Source organism: Acidobacteriota bacterium, assembly GCA_020349885.1.
Classification (GTDB): domain Bacteria; phylum Acidobacteriota.
The window spans coordinates 1986097-2004193 of record CP070701.1; the positions used below are offsets into that span (position 1 = coordinate 1986097).

General features: G+C 62.4%; 9 protein-coding genes. 2 read left to right on the forward strand and 7 right to left on the reverse strand.

The genetic code is table 11. From position 1 onward, the window contains the following. The first annotated feature begins 8 nt into the window (after positions 1-8). Positions 9-350, forward strand: coding sequence for a hypothetical protein (locus tag JSV08_08490; protein ID UCF80532.1), 342 nt, complete (start codon positions 9-11; stop codon positions 348-350). On the opposite strand, the gene JSV08_08495 is transcribed toward JSV08_08490, so the two are convergent. From JSV08_08495 to JSV08_08510, 4 genes are all read right to left on the reverse strand, one after another. After that, positions 347-1297, reverse strand: coding sequence for a hypothetical protein (locus JSV08_08495; GenBank protein UCF80533.1), 951 nt, complete (start codon positions 1295-1297; stop codon positions 347-349). The genes JSV08_08490 and JSV08_08495 overlap by 4 nt on opposite strands. After that, positions 1294-3087 carry a hypothetical protein gene (locus JSV08_08500; GenBank protein UCF80534.1) on the reverse strand — a complete coding sequence of 598 codons (1794 nt, stop codon included), beginning with the start codon at positions 3085-3087 and terminating at the stop codon, positions 1294-1296. Before JSV08_08500 ends, JSV08_08495 begins: the two co-directional genes overlap by 4 nt. Beyond that, a complete protein-coding gene (locus JSV08_08505) occupies positions 3084-3542 on the reverse strand; it encodes a helix-turn-helix domain-containing protein (protein ID UCF80535.1) in 459 nt (152 codons plus the stop codon). The genes JSV08_08500 and JSV08_08505 overlap by 4 nt, the downstream gene beginning before the upstream one ends. A 125-nt stretch (positions 3543-3667) precedes the next feature. Continuing rightward, entirely contained in the window at positions 3668-4417 is a 750-nt protein-coding gene (locus tag JSV08_08510) for a hypothetical protein (GenBank protein UCF80536.1), read from the reverse strand. Between the two features lie 436 nt (positions 4418-4853). Between JSV08_08510 and JSV08_08515 the strand changes: the two genes are divergently transcribed. Further along, positions 4854-8003 carry a fused MFS/spermidine synthase gene (locus JSV08_08515; GenBank protein ID UCF80537.1) on the forward strand — a complete coding sequence of 1050 codons (3150 nt, stop codon included), beginning with the start codon at positions 4854-4856 and terminating at the stop codon, positions 8001-8003. 24 nt (positions 8004-8027) lie between these two features. Here the strand turns inward: JSV08_08515 and JSV08_08520 are convergent, their stop codons facing one another. The 3 genes from JSV08_08520 to JSV08_08530 all read right to left on the reverse strand — a co-directional run bounded on the left by JSV08_08520 (position 8028) and on the right by JSV08_08530 (position 18079). Continuing rightward, the gene (locus JSV08_08520) at positions 8028-9125 is read right to left on the reverse strand and encodes a hypothetical protein (GenBank protein UCF80538.1); all 1098 of its coding nucleotides are present in this window, start codon (positions 9123-9125) and stop codon (positions 8028-8030) included. Between the two features lie 19 nt (positions 9126-9144). Further along, positions 9145-12147, reverse strand: coding sequence for a hypothetical protein (locus JSV08_08525; protein ID UCF80539.1), 3003 nt, complete (start codon positions 12145-12147; stop codon positions 9145-9147). A 112-nt stretch (positions 12148-12259) separates the two neighbouring features. Beyond that, positions 12260-18079: a DNRLRE domain-containing protein gene (locus JSV08_08530; protein UCF80540.1), complete on the reverse strand. Its 5820-nt coding sequence runs from the start codon at positions 18077-18079 to the stop codon at positions 12260-12262. Positions 18080-18097 lie beyond the last annotated feature (18 nt).

An 18097-nucleotide genomic window follows, 5' to 3' on the forward strand; every position in this document is an offset into this window, starting at 1 on the left:
AGCCGCCCATGGCGGGGCTCCTCGTGATGCTCAACAATTTCCTCCACGACCTGGCCGTCGCCGTGTTCTTCTGCTCGTGGATGGGGCTCCTCGTTCTCGCGCGTGAGGCGCAGGAGCAGAGCGCGGTCCGGCGGCTCGACCGAGCGTTCCGAAAAACCGCCGGGTGGAGTTTTTTCTTTATTCTCGCGCTCGGCGTCGTCCGGACCGTCTACTACCGGGAGTACGAATGGTACAGCGCCGTCGAGCACGGCCAGGTGGCGGCGCTCGTCGTAAAGCACGCCCTCTTCGTCGTCATCATAGTCGCGGGCTGGACGTACCTCTGGAAAACCCGAAAAAACCGCGCGGGCTAACGGTTCTCCCTCCTGTGCTCCGGCGCGCCGCTCCGGGTTTTCACGGGTAGCGGCTGGACGGGAAGGAGGGGCGCGGCCGAATGCGGAACGCCGTGGCATACGAGCGTGCATCCGCTCGCCGGCGAGTATTCCACGATGCCGTCCATGGGGAAAACCATCCCCCGGTCGAAGCGGATGAGGTCGGGCGCCGCGCTCGCGTGCGGGTCGTGGCACGTGTGGCACGAAACGCCACGCTTGACCACGTGGAGCACGTGGCGTCCCGGCCCGGCGTCGTTCAACACGGAACGCCGCTCATGGCACCTGTAACACAGGGCGTAGGCCTCGGCCGATTCGGCGGCGCCGTCCTGGGTCGCGTAAGCGTCGCGGAGAATTCCCGCGTAGCGCGAGCCGTGGAGCCCGCGAGGGCCGCTCGCGTCGTCGTTTCCGTGGCAGTCCGTGCACCGGACGGTCGAGCCCGCGGCTACGCTTATGTGCGGCGACACCGGCAAGCCTCCCTCCGCAGCGGATAGTTCCTGATGGCAGCCGAGGCAAAGCTCGCTCGCCCCGAAGGGCCGGGAACGCTCCTCTTCACGTGAGACGAAACGCGCGTCCTCGGGCTTTGGATGAACGGCGTGACAGGTGAGGCAATCCTTGGCGGGCCACGTCTTGGTCATAGGATGCGCGAAAGGCTTCAGGAATTCCGCCTGGATGTTTGGAAGTTCTTGTGCCGCGGCACCCAGCCGCTTTGCTTCCTTCGCCTCTCGTTGACTCTCCACGCCGCCGTGGCACTGGAGGCAGAATTTTTCCCCGCTCTCGTTAAGAAGGACTCCGCTGCTCCTGTGGTTCTGGTGGCAGGACGCGCACCCTTTAGGAAACAGGTGCCGATCCTTGTGCGCACTCTGTTGTGCCACGAGCACGCCGAACAAGCATGCCGCAAATAATATCGCCGACCACCTCAAGCTTCTCATAGAAATTTCCGAAACCTCCGGCTCAGCATCACATAATACACCGAGCTCTCCGCCTGCGCAGTGTCCCGTTCGAGTTCGCGGTGTCGGGCGGCAATGCTGACGGTAAACTTCCCCACCGAATAATCTATCGATGCCTCGTAGTAGCGCTGCGTCCCCAGATCGACGACGCCGATGGTAGTTTCCGTTTGCGTGTAGAAGCAGCTGAAGCGAAAATATTTCCAAAAACTGCGGCTGGCATTGGCGTGCAGAAACGTGTTTTCGGCCTCCTGTCCGCTGACATCCCGCGTTTCAATCACGCCGTAGCTCGCGGTGGTGCTCCACGTGTGGTTGCGCCAGAAAGTGTTGATGCTCGTATTCGTAGATTCGGCAAACGTGCCGTCCTCGAGGAGGCGCTCGGAAGAAACGTAATCCACGTAACCTCGCATCTCGCCCAGCTTGCGGCGTAATGTTCGGGCTTCAAAGCGTGCTCTCCACACGTCTTCCGAGAAACCCAAGGATTGTTGTGCTCCCAGGACGACGCCGACCGTTGTTGCCACGTCGAACTCGGAAGAACTGTAGCTGGACGACAGGGAAACGTTGCTCAAACCCGTGCCCCGCGTGATGCTTCCTCCTGCAGACCATGTGAGCGTGTCGAACTGTGCTTGCTCCGTAGGTCCCGGGGGCAAAAGGGGCGTCCACTCCATTTCCGAATCGTTCTGGCCGCCTCCGCCATTGAGCGTGAAACTCCACATCTTTGACGGGCGAGTCCAAGACGTGTTCAGGAACACGGACCTGGCCTCCAGCTCACTCTCGACGGACGTCGAAGTCAGGGTGCTCTCGCTGGTGTTTGCCGAGGCGTACAGTGTCCACCGCTTGTTGGGTGCAAACTGGACATTGAGGCGGTAGGAATTCGCTTCAGTCTCGCTCCCCTTCGCCTCCCCCTCCGAGCGGAACGCCCCGGCTGTGGTGTTCCATTTCTCGCTCCAATTCCCGATCCACTGCCCATCGTAGGTCGAAAATTCCGCTTCGGCGCGCGCGAACCCCTCCTGCTCGCTCGCCGTCTCGTTTCTCGATGCGTTGAGGTAAAGCCGTTGCTTCTCGCCGAGCCTGTTGTCGTTGCGGAGGCGCCACGTCGTGTTTTCCTGAAGGTTGCGGCTCAGCTCGTTGAAGGTTTCCTTGCTATCGTAGTCAATCTCGACCTGGGAAGACTTAATGGCGCTGATCATCATCCCCGTCAGATGCTTGTCGTCGTACAGGTAGTTCACGCCTCCGGTGCCCTCGCGCTCCTTCCTGTCGTAAGCGACCCGCAGGTGCTTCAGGATGGAAAAGCCCGTCTGGGCGCTCCCGCCGTACGTCGTGTAGTGGAGCTGCTGGGAAAGATACTGCTGATCCTCATATTCCGTTTCACTGTCGCGTTCGGAATAGAAAAGCGAAAAAGGAATGCGGCGCTCGGGAAAGAAGTTCACCGAAATGCCGTAGGCCGTGGCGTCCGAGGCGGCTACCCCGTCGCCTCCGCTGTCCACGTCCTGCTGGAGAAAGTCGGTAAAGAGCCTGTACGTAATGAACCGCTGGTCCAGGATAAAGGAGCGGAAGTATAAATTCATAGCCTGGCGCAGGTCGGTCACTTCGCTGTCTCTTTCCATGGTGGAGGTGGTCTCGGCCTTTAGCGCCTGCAGCATCATGCTTCCCCCGAATGCGGTCCAGCCGTTTCCGTTGCCGTTTCCGTTGGGATACTGGGCGAGGACGGGCAGAGCAACGCACCAGAGCGCCAGAAGGGTGGAGGGAAAACGGAAGCTCCGCCGGGCTCTCATGGCGGTCCTCCGAGGCCGTTTTGCGAGCGGCGGCTCCGGGAGATGCCGAATTCGGAGAGCACCCTTTCCACGCTCCGCGAGCTTACCGAATGGCCGTCTTTCTCAAGCGCGTCGGCGATGTCCGAAGAATTCTTTTCGGGACTCTGGAAGCGCATCGCCACAATCTGCTTGACGACGTCGTCCGTGAGGCGGAATTTGTGCTTGGGGCCGCGCTTGTGCGCAAGCAGCCCGCTCAGGCCCCCGTTTGCCAGGAGCCGGCGCTTCCGGTAGTAGGTGGCGGGGGAGCGGTAGCCGTAGCGGCGGCAGAGCTCCTTTATGGGCGTTTCTCCCGTCTCGCCCTCGAGGAGCATCAGGAAGTCGCGGAGCCAGGCGTCGCGGAGAGAGAGCCGCAGCCGGCCCTTCGGGCCCTTGACGCTGGCGCCTCGCGAATTATCTACGGAGAGGGTGAGGCGCACAGTTATCCTCCCACGCTAGGGCGCCGCATTACCGTCCGGGCGCCCCGCCGTCCAAAAAATCTTGGCGATATGAAGGCAAAAAAGTAGGGGCACAGCGTGTGCCGTGCCCCTACAGGAAAATCAATTTACTTGTTGTGGCAAACTCCGCACAGAGCGCTATCGGCCATAGTGTTCCGCAGGAACGGCAGCGTGTCGCCGGCTCCATACAGATGCGGGTTGTGGCACGAAGCGCATTCCACTTCGTACGTCGCACCGAAAAGGTATCCCGTCGGCACCGTCGTGCGGTCTTTGAGACCGTCGTCGACTGCCGGGAGAACCATTTCCATGCCGACCGGGTGGTCGTACGTCAGGTCTTTGCCCAGCAAGGCGGTGCCTTTGATGAGGACCTCGTAGTCGCCTGATGGCCCGACGTTACCGGCCCCCGACGTAAAGAGAATGTCTTTTCCACCCAGCGGAAAGACGGCCGGGAACACCACGAGCTCATCGAGTCCGAGGCTCCCGTCGTGGCACGACATGCACGCCAAGGTCTGTCCGCCCAAGGTCGCGTCGAGGTTGCTCGCGTTGATGGTGTTCTGGGGATTGCCGTAGGGAACGAACGGACCTGCGGGATCTTTGCGGTTCCACAGAGCGATCGTCTTACCTGCCGCACCCAAGAGCGTGCCGTCAGCGTGCGGGAAGTGACAGAAGTCGCACCTTCGCGTGGTGTCCGACTTGGTGTCGTGCGTCGCCGACGTAGCGAAGTTATGCATATTGGCGGCGTTCGTGAGGATGTCGCCCGTTGCGGCGAATGCCGGCGCCGGGGTCAACATCAAACCCGCCAACAGTGCTCCCGCCGCCACACCAAGTGCTGCGGTGAGCAATAGTTTCATCTTCATTTACGTTCTCCTTGTCTTTTACTGTGTCTGACACATTGATTTCTCATGAGACAACGCTTTGTAGAAAAGCATATTCATACCCTTCTGTCCTAATTCTACCCTTAAGAATTCGCCGCTGTCAAGGGAATTTTTTGAAAAAATTCTCATATTTAAGCCTTTCTGTCTTATTTTTCCTCCTCCTACCAAGGGACCCGGCCCCTGTGTCTTGCTATTGATATGGGGTAATTGCGCACCACCCGGACGCCCCTTCGGGGCTTTAACGGTCCCCGTGTAAACACCCCCCCGCCCTTACGGGAGGGGCCATGGATACTCGCGCCTTCATCGGAAATTTCGGCAAGGTTGCAGACACCCTCCGACCTCCGTATACTGAAACTCCTCTTATGCGCAACCAACGGATTTCCTCCCGCGCCCCGGGGCTAAGGACGGCGTTTCTTTCATGAACAGGTGGCTGCTTGGACTGTGCTTCTTCGCCTCCGGAGCGACAAGCCTCGCTCTCGAAGTCGCCTGGGCCAAGGAACTCTCCTACATCCTCGGCAACACCCTCTACGCCGTCTCCACCGTCGTAGCCGCCTTCATGGCCGGCCTCGGCCTCGGCAGCGGCCTCGCCGGCCGCTACGCACAGCTCGTCCGCACCCCCGTGATGGCCTACGCCGCGATGGAGTGGGTCATCGCCCTCTGCGGAATGGTCTCCATTCCGCTATTCCGCTCCACCGAGCCGCTGTTTCGGGTGCTCTACAACACCCTTGAGCCCGGGCACGGAACGTTCCTGCTGGCGCGCTTCGCGGTGGTGTTCGTGGTGATGATGGTGCCGGTGACGCTGATGGGGATGACGCTTCCGGTGGTGGTGGGGGCGTACGGGAGGAGGAAGAAGAAGTACGACTTTGAGGCGGGGATGCTGTACGGGGTGAACACGCTGGGGGCGGTGACGGGGACGCTGGCGGCGGGGTTTGTGCTGGTGCCGTGGCTCGGGTTGTTGAAGACGTGCATTGCGGTGGGGGTGACGGACGGTGTGGTGGGCGTGGTGGCGTGGTTTATACACCGGCGGGTGGGAGTCATCACGGACGTGCGGACACAGGAAGCCGCTGAAGCAACGGGAATCGAGCGGGGGAAAGAGCCTGAAGAAAAACCAGGGGGAAAAGCGGGGCGAAGAGGGTGGACGGGATTGCAGGGATTGATCGGGGGGGTGTTTCTGGTGTCGGGAGCGGTGGCGATGGTGTACGAGGTGGGGTGGTTCCGGCTGCTGGCACTGGTGCTTGGGCCGAGCGTGCACGCGTTTTCGGTGATGCTGGCGATGTTCCTGGTGGGAGTGGGTCTGGGAAGCGTGGCGGCGGCGAAGTGGGCGCAGACAACGAAGAGGCCGTTGATGGTGATGGCGGGAATGGAAGCGGCGATCGGGCTGACGGCGTTGGCGACGATGGCGTTCTACAACGAGTTGCCGGAGTGGTATTTTGCTTTGTTCCAGACGGTTGCGAGCGGAAGGGGGGCGGAGTGGAGCATCGCGGCGCAGGGAGTCATCGCGGGAATGGTGGTCTTGTTGCCGACTTTGGGGATGGGTGCTATGTTTCCGGTGGCGGTGAGGGCGTTCCGGGAGGCGGCGAGAGAAGGAATGAGGCCGGAGGGCAACGTGGGAGGATTGTACGTGTTGAACACGATTGGGGGGATCGTAGGAAGTCTGGCTGCGGGGTTTTGGCTGGTGCCGGGGATAGGAATGTGGAGGACGGTGCTGATAGCGAGCGGAATGAGCGTGGGGTTGGGGATCATCCTGTGCATGGCCGTGCGGGAAGTGAGGATAGTTCCAAAGGCAGCGTTCGCCCTTACCGCCGCCGTCGGCGTGGTTGCGGGCATGGCGATTCTTCCCGGTTGGAACGCACTTCTTCTCAATCAAGGTTTATACCGTGAAATGAGCAGTGTGGAAAAATTCAACAAAAGGGTCAGGCTCAAGGGACAGTCGATGCTTTTCTACCGCGAGGGCGTCAACACGACCGTGGCGATTCTAAGATCCCCGGGCAACGTCACTCTGAGGGTATCCGGTAAGGCGGATGCCAGCTCATTCACCCCGGATCTTTACACTCAACTTTTCAGCGGGCAGCTTCCGGTGCTGTTTGCCCGCAATCCCCGCCGTGTGGCCGTCATCGGCTTCGGAAGCGGCATGACTGCCGGAACCATGCTCCGCCATCCCTCCATCGAATCGCTCGACATCCTGGAGATCGAGGAAGGCGTCATGGAAGGCTCGACCCTGTATTTCAAGTTCCTCAACGGCGATCCCGTCGCCGACCCCCGCTCACGCCTGGTGCTCGAAGACGGGCGCACCCAGATGACTTACACGGACAAAGTGTACGACATCATTACGTCGGAGCCTTCCAATCCGTGGATTGCAGGAGTCTCCAATCTCTTTACGGCCGATTTTTACAAGCTGGTAAGCGCGCGGTTGGCGCCAGACGGCATCTTCTGCCAATGGCTTCAGCTTTACGAGGTCTCCGAGGAAACGTTCAAGGTCGTGCTGGCGACCCTGCATGAAGTATTCCCGCACGTAGCCATCTTCATGTCAAGGTTGGGCGATTCGGTGATCCTCGCTTCGCGCGAGCCGATCACGATCCAGTGGGAAACTCTCGAGGAGCGCTTCAACCAGGAAGATGTCCGCAAAGCGTTTTACGACTTCAAGATTCGGAATCCCCTCGAACTTCTCTTCTTCTTTCTCGCCGGTACGGACGAGGTGGAAAAATACATCGCCGATACGGTGGAGCGCAACACGGACGACAACGTATGGCTGGAGCACCGGATGCCTTACGACTTCTTCAAGGTGGGGCGTCAGAGCATTGGAGTGGACCTCCTTGAGCGATTCGCAAAAAGCAAGGCCGCCGGTCTCAAGAAGACGGTACCCGGCATACCCATGGAGGAAGCAGTGGAAGCAATAATCAATCACATGTACCTGTCCGGACTCGAGATAAAGAACAAGACCAGTGTCTATGACTACTGGAGGGAACGGCGCGAGCCGATTGTCTCGGGATTCCTTGATGCTTTTGAAGAAAAAGGCGACGAGGCGATGGTTGAAAACATACGTGCGTGGAAAGAGGAAGGCGAAAAGCACAATGAGGTTCTCTTGCAGGCAACAATCGAAGTTGTACGGGCGCTCAAGAATCCCGAAATGCAGAAAGAGCCGGCGCAGCTCAAAACATTCTTGAAAGAAGCCTTGGACAAGGCGCCCGACCTGCCGTATGCCTTGGTTGCTTCAGGAGCGCTTGCTTTCCGGGAACAAGATTACACGCAGGCGGAAGGACATTTTCGCAAAACACTGGAATATCCCTGGAGCCGCCTGTCCTATTACAGCGCGGCAACCGGGCTGGCCGAGACGCTTGAAAACCAGGAGCGTTTGGATGAGGCCCTGACCTATGCGCGAATCGCGAAGAAAAAGAATCCGTACTACCCGAATGCCTTCGAAATCGAAGCCCGCCTGCTCCACCGTCGGGGCGAAACGGAAGCGGCCTTGAAGCTTCTGAAAGAGGGACTCTTCTACAATCCGGGCGAAACCACGTTGCTGAAGGCGCGGAGGGATTTCAGATCCGGCTATCTTCCTCCCGGCAAGTAGCGTTCGCAAACACGCAGCACCCCGCTACGGCGCCTTCGCCTCGGACGCGCCCGGCGTTTCTTCAGGTGTGCCCAGGAACTCGAAAACGCTTATGCGGCAATTGACGGAGTCGGCGACGTAGATGCGGTCATTGTCGTCAATGAAAATGCCCGAAGGGAGATTAAGATGCCCGTCTTCCCAGCCGTGCTCGCCAAACACGAGAAGAATCTCGCCTTCACGGTTGAAGATCTGGACGTTGCCGAACGCCGAGTCCGCGACGTAGATGTGTCCCTCGCTGTCCACCGCCACACCCTTGGGCTTCGCAAGGTTTCCCGGACTCGTGCCGAGGGAGCCGACCTTGAAGAGAAACTCCCCGTCGGCGTCGAATCCCTGGACGCGGAAATTAAAGAAATCGGTGACGTAGACGAGCCCCTCCTCGTCCACCCAGATGTGTCCCGGTTTGTAGAACTGGCCGTCCTCTGACCCCAAGGAGCCGAAAGAGAAAAGCAGCTTGCCTTCCTCCTTGGAGAAGACGTGCACGGCGTTCGCCTTGCTGTCGCTCACGTAAACACGGCCGAGGCTCTCGTTCACCCCCACATCCACGGGATGTACGAACGTTTCGGCGTCCCCATACGTCCTGATAGGCGATTGCCACGGGTCGAAAGCTACCACGACTTTCGACTTCGCATCGACGGCGTAGAAATTGCCCGCATCGTCCACATCAAGGCCCGTCACGTACCGGAGCAAGTACGGAGCTTTTCCCGTGAACTGGGAATAGTTCTTATTTACAATGTCGAACACGCCGATGTAGGCATAGGCGGACGCGTAGATGCGCTGCCGTTTGGAATCCACGGCCACGTCGAACGGGCGATAGATGTACCGGTCATCTTGCTTTTCGCCGACAAGCTTTTTCCATAAACGGCCCTTCCTTGATTCCGGAAAATTGAAATCACCCCAATAGGAGCCGAAGAAGCGAATCACGGGCTCGGCGGGGGGAGGCGGCCACACAATCTTCGTAGACTCGCTCCAATCCACGGCCTTTGCTTTCTTTTTTTTCCCCTTCTTCTCCTTTTCCGCGGCCACTGTAAACACAACCAGCAGCGCGCACACCAAAACGAGCCCGAGCTTAACCGCGTTTCTCATGGTTTCTTTGCAGCGCATCTTACTTCATGTGACATGTCCCGCAGAGCGCCATCTCGTTGTCCACTTTATTCCGAAAGAGCCGTCGTTCCATACCGCTGTGGGGATTGTGGCAGGAAACGCAGGATAGGTCAATGGGTTTCCATTCCTTAGCGCCCACGTCGAGCTTGAACGATCCCTTCACGGGATGTCCGTAACGAGGGTGGTCAAAATCACCGCGAAGGGGGACTTTCCTGAACGCCGCCCGCTCCGCCTCGTCAATTCCATGGTCCGACAGAAAGCCCTCCTGCGGCGCGGTCTCGGTGTGGCAGGCGCGGCAGATGGTGTTGACTTCGGCGCGCAGGAGCTTCTCCGCGCTCGTCGCGTGCGGCTCGTGGCAGAGGGCGCAGCCCCAGCGCTCCACGGCGGCGTGCACGGTGGGGCCGTTCGAGAGGACGTCGTCGTGGCACGAGAGGCAGAGGTCGGGCATCGGTTCGAGGAGAAGCTGCTCCGAGGACGAGGTGTGCGGCTCGTGGCAGCCCGCGCAGCCAGCCGCCTCAACGGCCCCGTGAACCATCGGCATGTTCGCAACTTGCTCCTCCTTATCGCCGTGGCAGGCGAAGCACATGTCGTTCCCCTCCATCTGGTACGTCACGCGCCCCTCCCGCGGCTCGTCGTGGCAGCCCTCGCACATGCGCTCGGCGAAGGGCGGGTGCGCGAGGGGGCGCACCAGCTTCGACTCGGAGGAGCCGTGCGGGTCGTGGCAGCGCGTGCAGCGGGCGTCCCCGACGGGGTGTCCCGCGTGCGCTTCCTTCAAGTCGCCCGGGTCGTGGCACATCGTACACAGGGAAGGCAGCGAATCGGCCAGGAGATTCTCGTTGTCCGTCGCGTGGGGCGAGGCGTGGCAGCTGTCGCAGCCTCCCATATCGAGCACGCCGTGCGGGAATTTTTGTTTCGTTAATTTCTTGATATCCTCGTGGCAGCGGAAACAGAGAGCCTCGCCGCTTGCGGGCAGCAGCTTCGGGTGCGGCGCGAGGTGCGGGTCGTGGCAGGCGGTGCAGCCTTCCTCCGGGATGGCGGAATGAAGGAGCGCCGCGGGCTTGCCCTCCGTTACCTCGGCGTGGCACGCGAGGCAGAGCGGGTTGCCCTCCTCCATAAGCGTCAATTCTCCGCCCTCGCCCTGCTCGTGGCACGAGTCGCACATGCGCCCCTCGAACGGGGCATGATTGTTGGAAGCCTTGAATAGGAATTCCGCGTCGCTCCCGTGCGGCGCGTGGCAGGCGGTGCACGCCGCGCCGCTTATGTCGAAGCCGCCGTGCCTGGCGCGAAGGTCGTCGTCTTTGACGTCGTGGCACTCCCCGCACATCCGCGGGAGCGGCCGGCGCAGGAGGTGCGCCTCGCGCCCGGCGTGCGGCGTGTGACAGAAGGCGCAGTCCTCCGCGGCGGCGTGCGGAAATTTTTTCCCGGTTTGCGCCTCCACGTCGTCGTGGCACGCGACGCACATGGCCGCGCCGCTTTCAACGAACGCCGTGCGCCCGCGCCCGTCGCGCCCCGCATGGCAGGCCTCGCACATCCGCTCCCCGAACGGAGAGTGGACGGCCTCCCCCGCCAGAAGCTTCTCGTTCGCGCTCCCGTGCGGGGCGTGGCATCCGGTGCACACGGCCGCCGAAAGACCGGCGTTGGCATGGCGCTCCGCGAACTCCGCGTCCTTGATATCGTGGCACGCCCCGCAAAGCTCTCCCTGCTCGCCCCGGAGGAGGCGGCCGCTCCCGCTCAAGTGCGGGTCGTGGCAGGCGGTGCAGCCCTCGCCGAGGGCGGCATGGACTACGGGAAGCTTCGTTTCCGGCTCGATCTCCTCGTGGCACCGGAAGCAGAGGCGGTCGCCCTCGAACAGGAGGCTGACCTTGCCCCTCTTGCCCGAGCCGTAGTGGCAGCTCTTGCACTTGCCCTCCCCGAAAGGGGCGTGGAGGCGCGAGCCGGAGAGAAGTCCCTGCTCGCGGCTTCCATGGGGGTTGTGGCACAGGGAGCACTTCCGGGGAACCAGGCCGCCGTGCTTGTCTTGAAACGCCTTATCGCCCGAGTCGTGGCAGTCCGTGCAGAGGCCCGGCATGGCCTGCTTGAAGAGTTTTTCCTCGCGGCTCGCGTGGGGGTTGTGGCAGAGCGTGCAGTCCTCCGAGGCGGGCATGTGCTCCACGCCGGCGCGCAGGGCGCCTTCTATGTCGTCGTGGCACGCCGTGCAGAGCGCGGGCATGGGAGCGCGGTCCTCGGCGTGGCAGCTCTCGCACATCCTTTCCGCGAACGGCGGGTGCGCCGAGCCCGCAAGGAGCATGCCCGGCGCGTCGCTTCCGTGCGGGTCGTGGCAGGCGGTGCAGACCTCCCGCGAGATGTCCATGCCGGCGTGCCTGGTCTTGAGTGCCGCGTCCACGTCGTGACATGCAACGCAGAGCGAGGGGACGGAATCCGTCAGGAGCTTTCCATGGGTGCTCGCGTGCGGGTCGTGGCACGTGGAGCAGCCCCCCATCTCGACGGCGGCGTGGGGATGGGAGGAGCGGAGCGCCCCGGCGACGCCCTCGTGGCACGAAAGGCACATCGCCTGGGCGTCCTCCTGGTCGAGGAGATTCCCGTAGGGCGAGTTGTGCGGGCGGTGGCAGGAGAGGCACTCCCGCTCCTGAAGGAGCGCCTTGTGCGGCGTCTCCTCCTCGATCCGTTTGGCCACGTCCTCGTGGCAGTCGAGGCAGAGCTCCCTCCCCCGCTCCTTGAGCGAGACGATGGCCCTGTTGTCCATCGTGGGCTGCACCTCGTGGCAGGCCAGGCAGTCCGAGAGCTCGAGCGCCCCATGCAGCCCCTTGGGGAGCTTGACAGTCTTGTGGCAGCGCAGGCACGTGGCCTCCTCCGTGTTCTTGAGCCGGGGATGGCGCTTCGCGGCCTGGGAATGGAGGAGGACACCGCCCGCGCCCGAGACGAGGAGCAAGAGGCCCGAAACGAGGGCCGGGAAGCAAAGAGGCGAGCGGCGCGCCGTCGTTGTCGCTCTACGTGTTATTTTCACACGAGATTATAGCAGAAAACAGCCGAAAAACCGCACTTTTTCCGCCAACCTCGCTCCGCCGAAGGCTACGCGAAGGCGAGTGGACAGACTCCTCCTATATAATAACGCCGCGCTATTGGCCCGGATAGTCGTAGTAGTAGGTTGGTGCCGCGAACCTTCCAGTCTCGTGAGCGGTGCACGTGGTTAAACTGTCGGCGCTGCCTGGTGTGTAGCAGCCTATCTCTTCGGGTGAGTCGTCGCCCAGGTCGTGTCCTGTCCACGAGGAGCCGTTGGTAAAGCGCACGCCCATGGCGTTGCTGCCCTTCGAGCCTACGCCGCGGGTGCTTCCATGGATCTCGCCGGCGCCCAGGCCGCCGTGGCAGTTCAGGCAGCCGATGGGATATAACGTTCCGCTACTACTACTACCAGTTGGACCAGCCGTGCCCATGCAAGACGAGGACGTTTCCCCTCCCTGGTGCTCCAAACGGCTAAGCGCATTATGGGTCCCGCCACCCTTGTTCGCCCCCCAGCCGTACACGTCGCCGCGGTGGCAGTTGATGCAGAAGTTTTCCATCGTGTAAAGCTCGTCGTCCGCGTCGCTCGTACTGGGAACGCCGCCTGTGTAATCGTTCATGTTCGGGTACCTCACCAAGGTACCGCCTTTACCGTTAGTATCATCCAAGGTAACCGTTACATAGATGTCCACACCTTTTAGGAGCCAGCGGTAGGCCGAGCCGTGCGGGCCGCGCGGCCCCGCCGGGTCGGAATACTCGTGGCAGTCGCTGCAGGTCACAAGGCTGTCCTGACCCCAGCCGTCCACGAACGTGTTGGAAAGGCCCGTTCCCGTCCCGTCGCCGGGTTCCCACTTGTCGCCAGACTTGGCCGTCCCCAAATCCCAATTCGCATTCGCGGTATCGGGCGGTTGATTCAGGCCCACGGCGAACAGCGGGTGGAAGGCATAGTTGTCCACGTCGAAGTCCTTGCCCACGTCGGTCTGTGCCTTCGGTGACCCCTCGGGATAGCTCGAGATCGTGTTCGGCGGCGTGGCGTCCCAGCCCCATTCGGAGTGGCACAGCAGGCAAATCTGGTACTGCTCCGTGGGCGAGTCCGTGTAGCCCGTGTACGTGACGCTCCGGAACGTGGAGTCGGAGGCGACTGTGGCGGGGTCCAAGGCGACGCCGCGGGCACCGAGATTGCATAATCCAATCCCGCCCGCCCCGGGCGTGTGGTTCCCAGCCTGGGCCACGTGCGGGTTGTGGCAGTCCCCGCACTCGACGTGGCGGCTTCCGTCCGGGTTCCATCCCTTCGACTCGCCCTCTCCATAGGGCAGGTGCACGCCGGAGGTCAGGTCGACGGGGTGCGTGTACGTCGAGCCGAAGGCGGCGCGGATGCCCTGCGAGCCGGTGCTCATCGCCGTAACGTCGTAGTAGTCCAAGCCGTCGCCCAAGTCGTCGTGGCAGTTGTAGCACATGCCCTCCTCGTAGGGATCCGTGGCTGCTCCGTCGCCGTAGTTGGATACGAGGCGCCTCAGGTCGGAGTCGTGAAGTCCGAATTTGTAGGTCGATCCCCCCTGTGCGTCCATGCTGCTCTTATTTGGAGACTTGGTGTCGATGTGGCAGCGGGAGCAGTTCGCGTTGAACGTCGAGCTGTCCGTGAACGTCGAGGTGGGCGTCGCGTAGTCGTGCGCCGACGCGTCGTAGCTAGCAATGTTTATGGCGGGCGTCTTCGTCGTGCCGTCGCTCTTCTGCTTCGCGGTGTTCTTCGTCTGCTCGTACTGGTGGCACGAGGTGCAGATGCCGCCCTCCAGGGCCGGGAGCGAGTTGTCAAAGTCGGTGTTTATATAGCCCTTTGTCTTATCCCACACCTCGCCTTTAATGGGCTGCACCGTCACGTTCGTGCGCAGGTTGTAGGAACGGCCCGGGCTTTCGGGGTTTTTGGCCGGGTCCGGGCTAAAGATTTCGTGGTCCACGTGGCACATGAGGCACCGGCGATCCGTGTCCTCTTCGTCTCCCGGGGCGAACTGCGCCTGTGCGGGATACGGCGTGGACATGCTGAAGTTCTGCAGGTAGTGGTGGTACTTCGCGGTGTTGTCGCCCAGCGCACCCGTGAGGTCGCTGTGGCAGCTGTCGCAGTCCGCGCCGCCGTCGCCGCCCGAGGCCTTGAATCCCTCTCCGTGCGGGTGGCACGAGGTGCAGTCCTGGGCGTTCTTGTGGCCAGGGTTCGGGTGGCCCGCGTCGTTTCGATGGTACTTCGTCTTGGTGTGGCACACCTCGCAAAGATTCGTCTGCACCGTGTCGGTGTCGTCCGCGAGGACGCCGGACGTGTTGTCGCCCTTTGTGCCGGTGAGCGCCTTGAAGAGGACGTCGCGATAACCGCTGTTGGGCGTCTTAATCGTCTCGCGGACAAGGTAAATGTTCCTGGTGCTGTGCGGCGTGTGGCACGTGCGGCAGTTCACGGCCCAGGCGCCGTAGCCCGTGTCGATAAACTCGCTCGAGTGCGTCGAGAGCGCGTGGCAGTCCATGCAGAGCTGCGCGTCGTTCGCACGCCTGAGGAGCATGCCGTCGCCCATGGGCAGCCCGCCGGAGTTCCTTACGGTCACGGTCGCGACGCGAACGGGTGAAGGGTTACCCGAAGTGTCGTAGCCGCGGTAGAAGATGGGCTGCGCCACCTCGACGTCCGCTCCCACGGTTGCGGTCGTGTCCCAGACGTATTCGTAGATTCCCTTGGTGGCGTCGTTTGGGTAGTTCGCGTTGAGCATCGCGTTAGACCACGCCGCACCGTCGAACGAGACTTGCACGATTGGATCGACCGCGGCCAGGTTGTCCGCGTCGAAGGCCGAAATCTTGATCGTGACGGTGCCCCCGACGGCGCTCCCGTCGACCGGCGAAAGAATCAGCACCGTGGGGGATGACACGAGGGCCGCTAGGTCCTGCGGAAACGCCGTATCGGCGTTCTTGCCGGCGTCCACCGAGTCGTTCCACTCGTTGTCGCTCGATTTCCCGAAGACGGCGTAGTAGTAAGTAGTGCCGTTCACGAGCGGCGAATCAACGGTGCTCACTTTTGCGCCGGGCGTCGGTGACGAATCCAGATAGGCCTGCGTGCCGTCCGTGTTGTCCACGGGGAAGCCCGTCGTCTTGCGCCGCACCACGACCTCGGCGAGCGCGGGGTCGGGAGGATTGGTCCAGGTGAGCGTGCTCTGAGTGCTCTCGCCGTCCGAGGCGTCGAAATCCGTTACCTGGTCGGGGACCATTCCGCCGGACGTGATAATCTCCGAGTCGGTGGAATTGAACGGGACGAAAGTGTTGCTCACAGCGCCGGTCGTGGTGAAGTACGTCTCATCCGCGATGCGGATGCCGACCTTGTGTCCGACCACGGCGGCGGGGTCGATATCGTACACGATGAAGAAGTCCTGCGACGCCGTCGTGATGACCTGGGCCGGCGCGAGCGTTATGGCCACCGTCCCGCCCGAGAACGTCCCCTGTCCGATGAGCACGTCGGTCCCGTCGAACGAACCGGGTGTGCCTCCCGTGTCATCGTAAATCTGAACGCCGTTCGCGGCCACGTCGGTGTCGAACGCCACGCCGGTGGTGTAGAGGTCCACCCGAATGGCCGTCCACGACACGCTGCAGTAATTCGTCACCAGCGCCATCCGCTCCATCGCCACGCCGGTCTGCCCCTGCGTGACGCTCGGCGGAGCGAGGTTCGCCGGCGTCACTATCATCAGGGACGCAAGGATCAGCGAATCCAGGGAGTTGAAGGGCATGTTGGCGCTGCTCACGGTCTGGTCCATCGTGAAGTACGTCTCGTCCACGATCTGGATACCCACGTTGTTGTCCACGGTAGACGCGCAAGCAATGTCGAAAACGACGTAGAAGTAGGAAGTCGTCGCCGTGACGTTTTGCGCCGCCCCGAAAGTGATCGTCACCGTCCCGCCCGAGAACGTGCCCGAGCCGATTTCGGTATCCCCATCCCCGATGTCGAACGAGCCCACCGTGGTGGCTCCCGCGTCGTCGTAAACCTTCACCGCAGCGATGTCGCCGTCGGCGGCCGTCGTCGTCGTGTAAAGGTCCACCTTAACCTTCGTCCACGAGGCTGTTCCGAAGTCCGTTGCCACGGCGAGCCGCTCCATCGCCACGCCCGGCTGGCCCTGCGTGACCGCTCCCGGCGCAAGATTGGTCGGCGTCACCGTGACGGTCGGGGCGGAGCACGCACACGTGTTCACCGGGGCCGACTTGGTCGAGCAGCCCTTGCTATCCGTCACCGTCACGTCATACGGACCCGTTCCGCACGGCTTAGTGACAATCGTCGACGTCTCGGAGTCCGGACTCCACGAGTACGTATACGGAGGCGTCCCGCCCGACGCGTTCGCATCGAGCGTCGAGTCCGGATCCCCGCACGTCTCCACAATCGTCGTAGACGGGTTCGGGTTCACCACCACCGTGATGGTGTTCGTGGTTTCCACGCAGCCCGGCTCCCCCGTGTCCGTCACCTCGCAGTCATAGCCCCCGCTCGTCGTCGCCGTGATCGCCGTCGTCGTCTCGCCGTTCGGCGCCCACAGGTACGTGAACGGCCCCGTCCCTCCCGTCGCTGATGCCGTCAGCACAACGCTCCCGCCCTCGCAGAACGTCGTCGGCCCTCCCGCACTCGCCGTAGCTCCCGTCATCCCGCACACCACGCACGCGCACGTGCTCACCGGGTCCGACGTGGTCGAGCAGCCCTTGCTATCCGTCACCGTCACGTCATACGGACCCGTTTCGCACGGCTTCGTGATAACCGTCGACGTCTCGGAGTCCGGACTCCACGAGTACGTGTACGGAGGCGTCCCGCCCGACGCGTTCGCGTCGAGCGTCGAGTCCGGATTCCCGCAGGTCTCTATAATCGTCGTCGCCGGCTTCGCGTTCACCGTCACCGTCTCGCCCGCGGACGTGTCCACGCAACCGTTGTCATCCGTTATCTCCACCGTGTACGTCGCGGCCGTCGTCACCGTGATCGCCGTCGTCGTCTCGCCGCCCGGCGCCCACAGGTACGTATACGGAGCCGTCCCCGCTCCCGTATCGCTCGCCGTCAACGTCACGCTCCCGCCCTCGCAGAACGTCGTCGGCCCGCTCGGCGTTATCGTCGCCGTCGGGTTCGGGTTCACCGTCACCGTGACGGTGTTCGTGGTTTCCACGCAGCCCGGTTCCCCAGTGTCCGTCACCTCGCAGTCATAGCCCCCACTCGTCGTCGCCGTAATCGCCGTCGTCGTCTCGCCGTTCGGCGCCCACAGGTACGTGAACGGGCCGGTCCCGCCCACGGGAGCGGCGACGATGTCTACGCTCCCGCCGTCGCAGAACGTCGTCGGCCCAAGCGCTGTCGCCGTAGCTCCCGTCATCGAGCAAACAAGCACCGTGTAATCGACGCGCAGGATGGGACGGTTCGCCGATGTGGCGTTCTCCCTCGTGGCGTAAAGCCAGAAGCCCACGTTTGCGTTTTCCGCGGCGAGCCTGACCAGCAGTCCGTAGTTCGTGGCGGGGGTGTCGAGCCAACCCTGGACCACCGAGGCGGTAACCGTCCATATCTTCCAGCCCGTGGACGTGCCCGGCGCCAGCGAGCCTCTGACCGTACCGGAATTGGCGGGCTGACCTTGCCAGGTAACGGTCGTCTCGACCCACGCCTCTGTGATGTCGTAGAGTTCCTGGACCGCCGCCGCGTCCGTGCCCGCCGCTTCCGCGTAGAGCTCGAGCTGCGCCGAATTGATGGTCGCGCCCGCCGGAATGGACGAAAGATCAAATTGCACGAGACTCCGCGTCTGCGTGTTGTTCCCCGCCCTCCCCACGGACATCGTGGGATCCGTGCCGTAGTTCACCTTTGTGTTTGCACGGTCAACGTAGGAGTCCTGCTGCGAGGGCTGGATGACGGCCACGTCGGCCAGGGCGGGCGCGAAGGCGAGCGCCGCCGCCAGGAACGCAAACAACAGTGAGAATCTCTTACA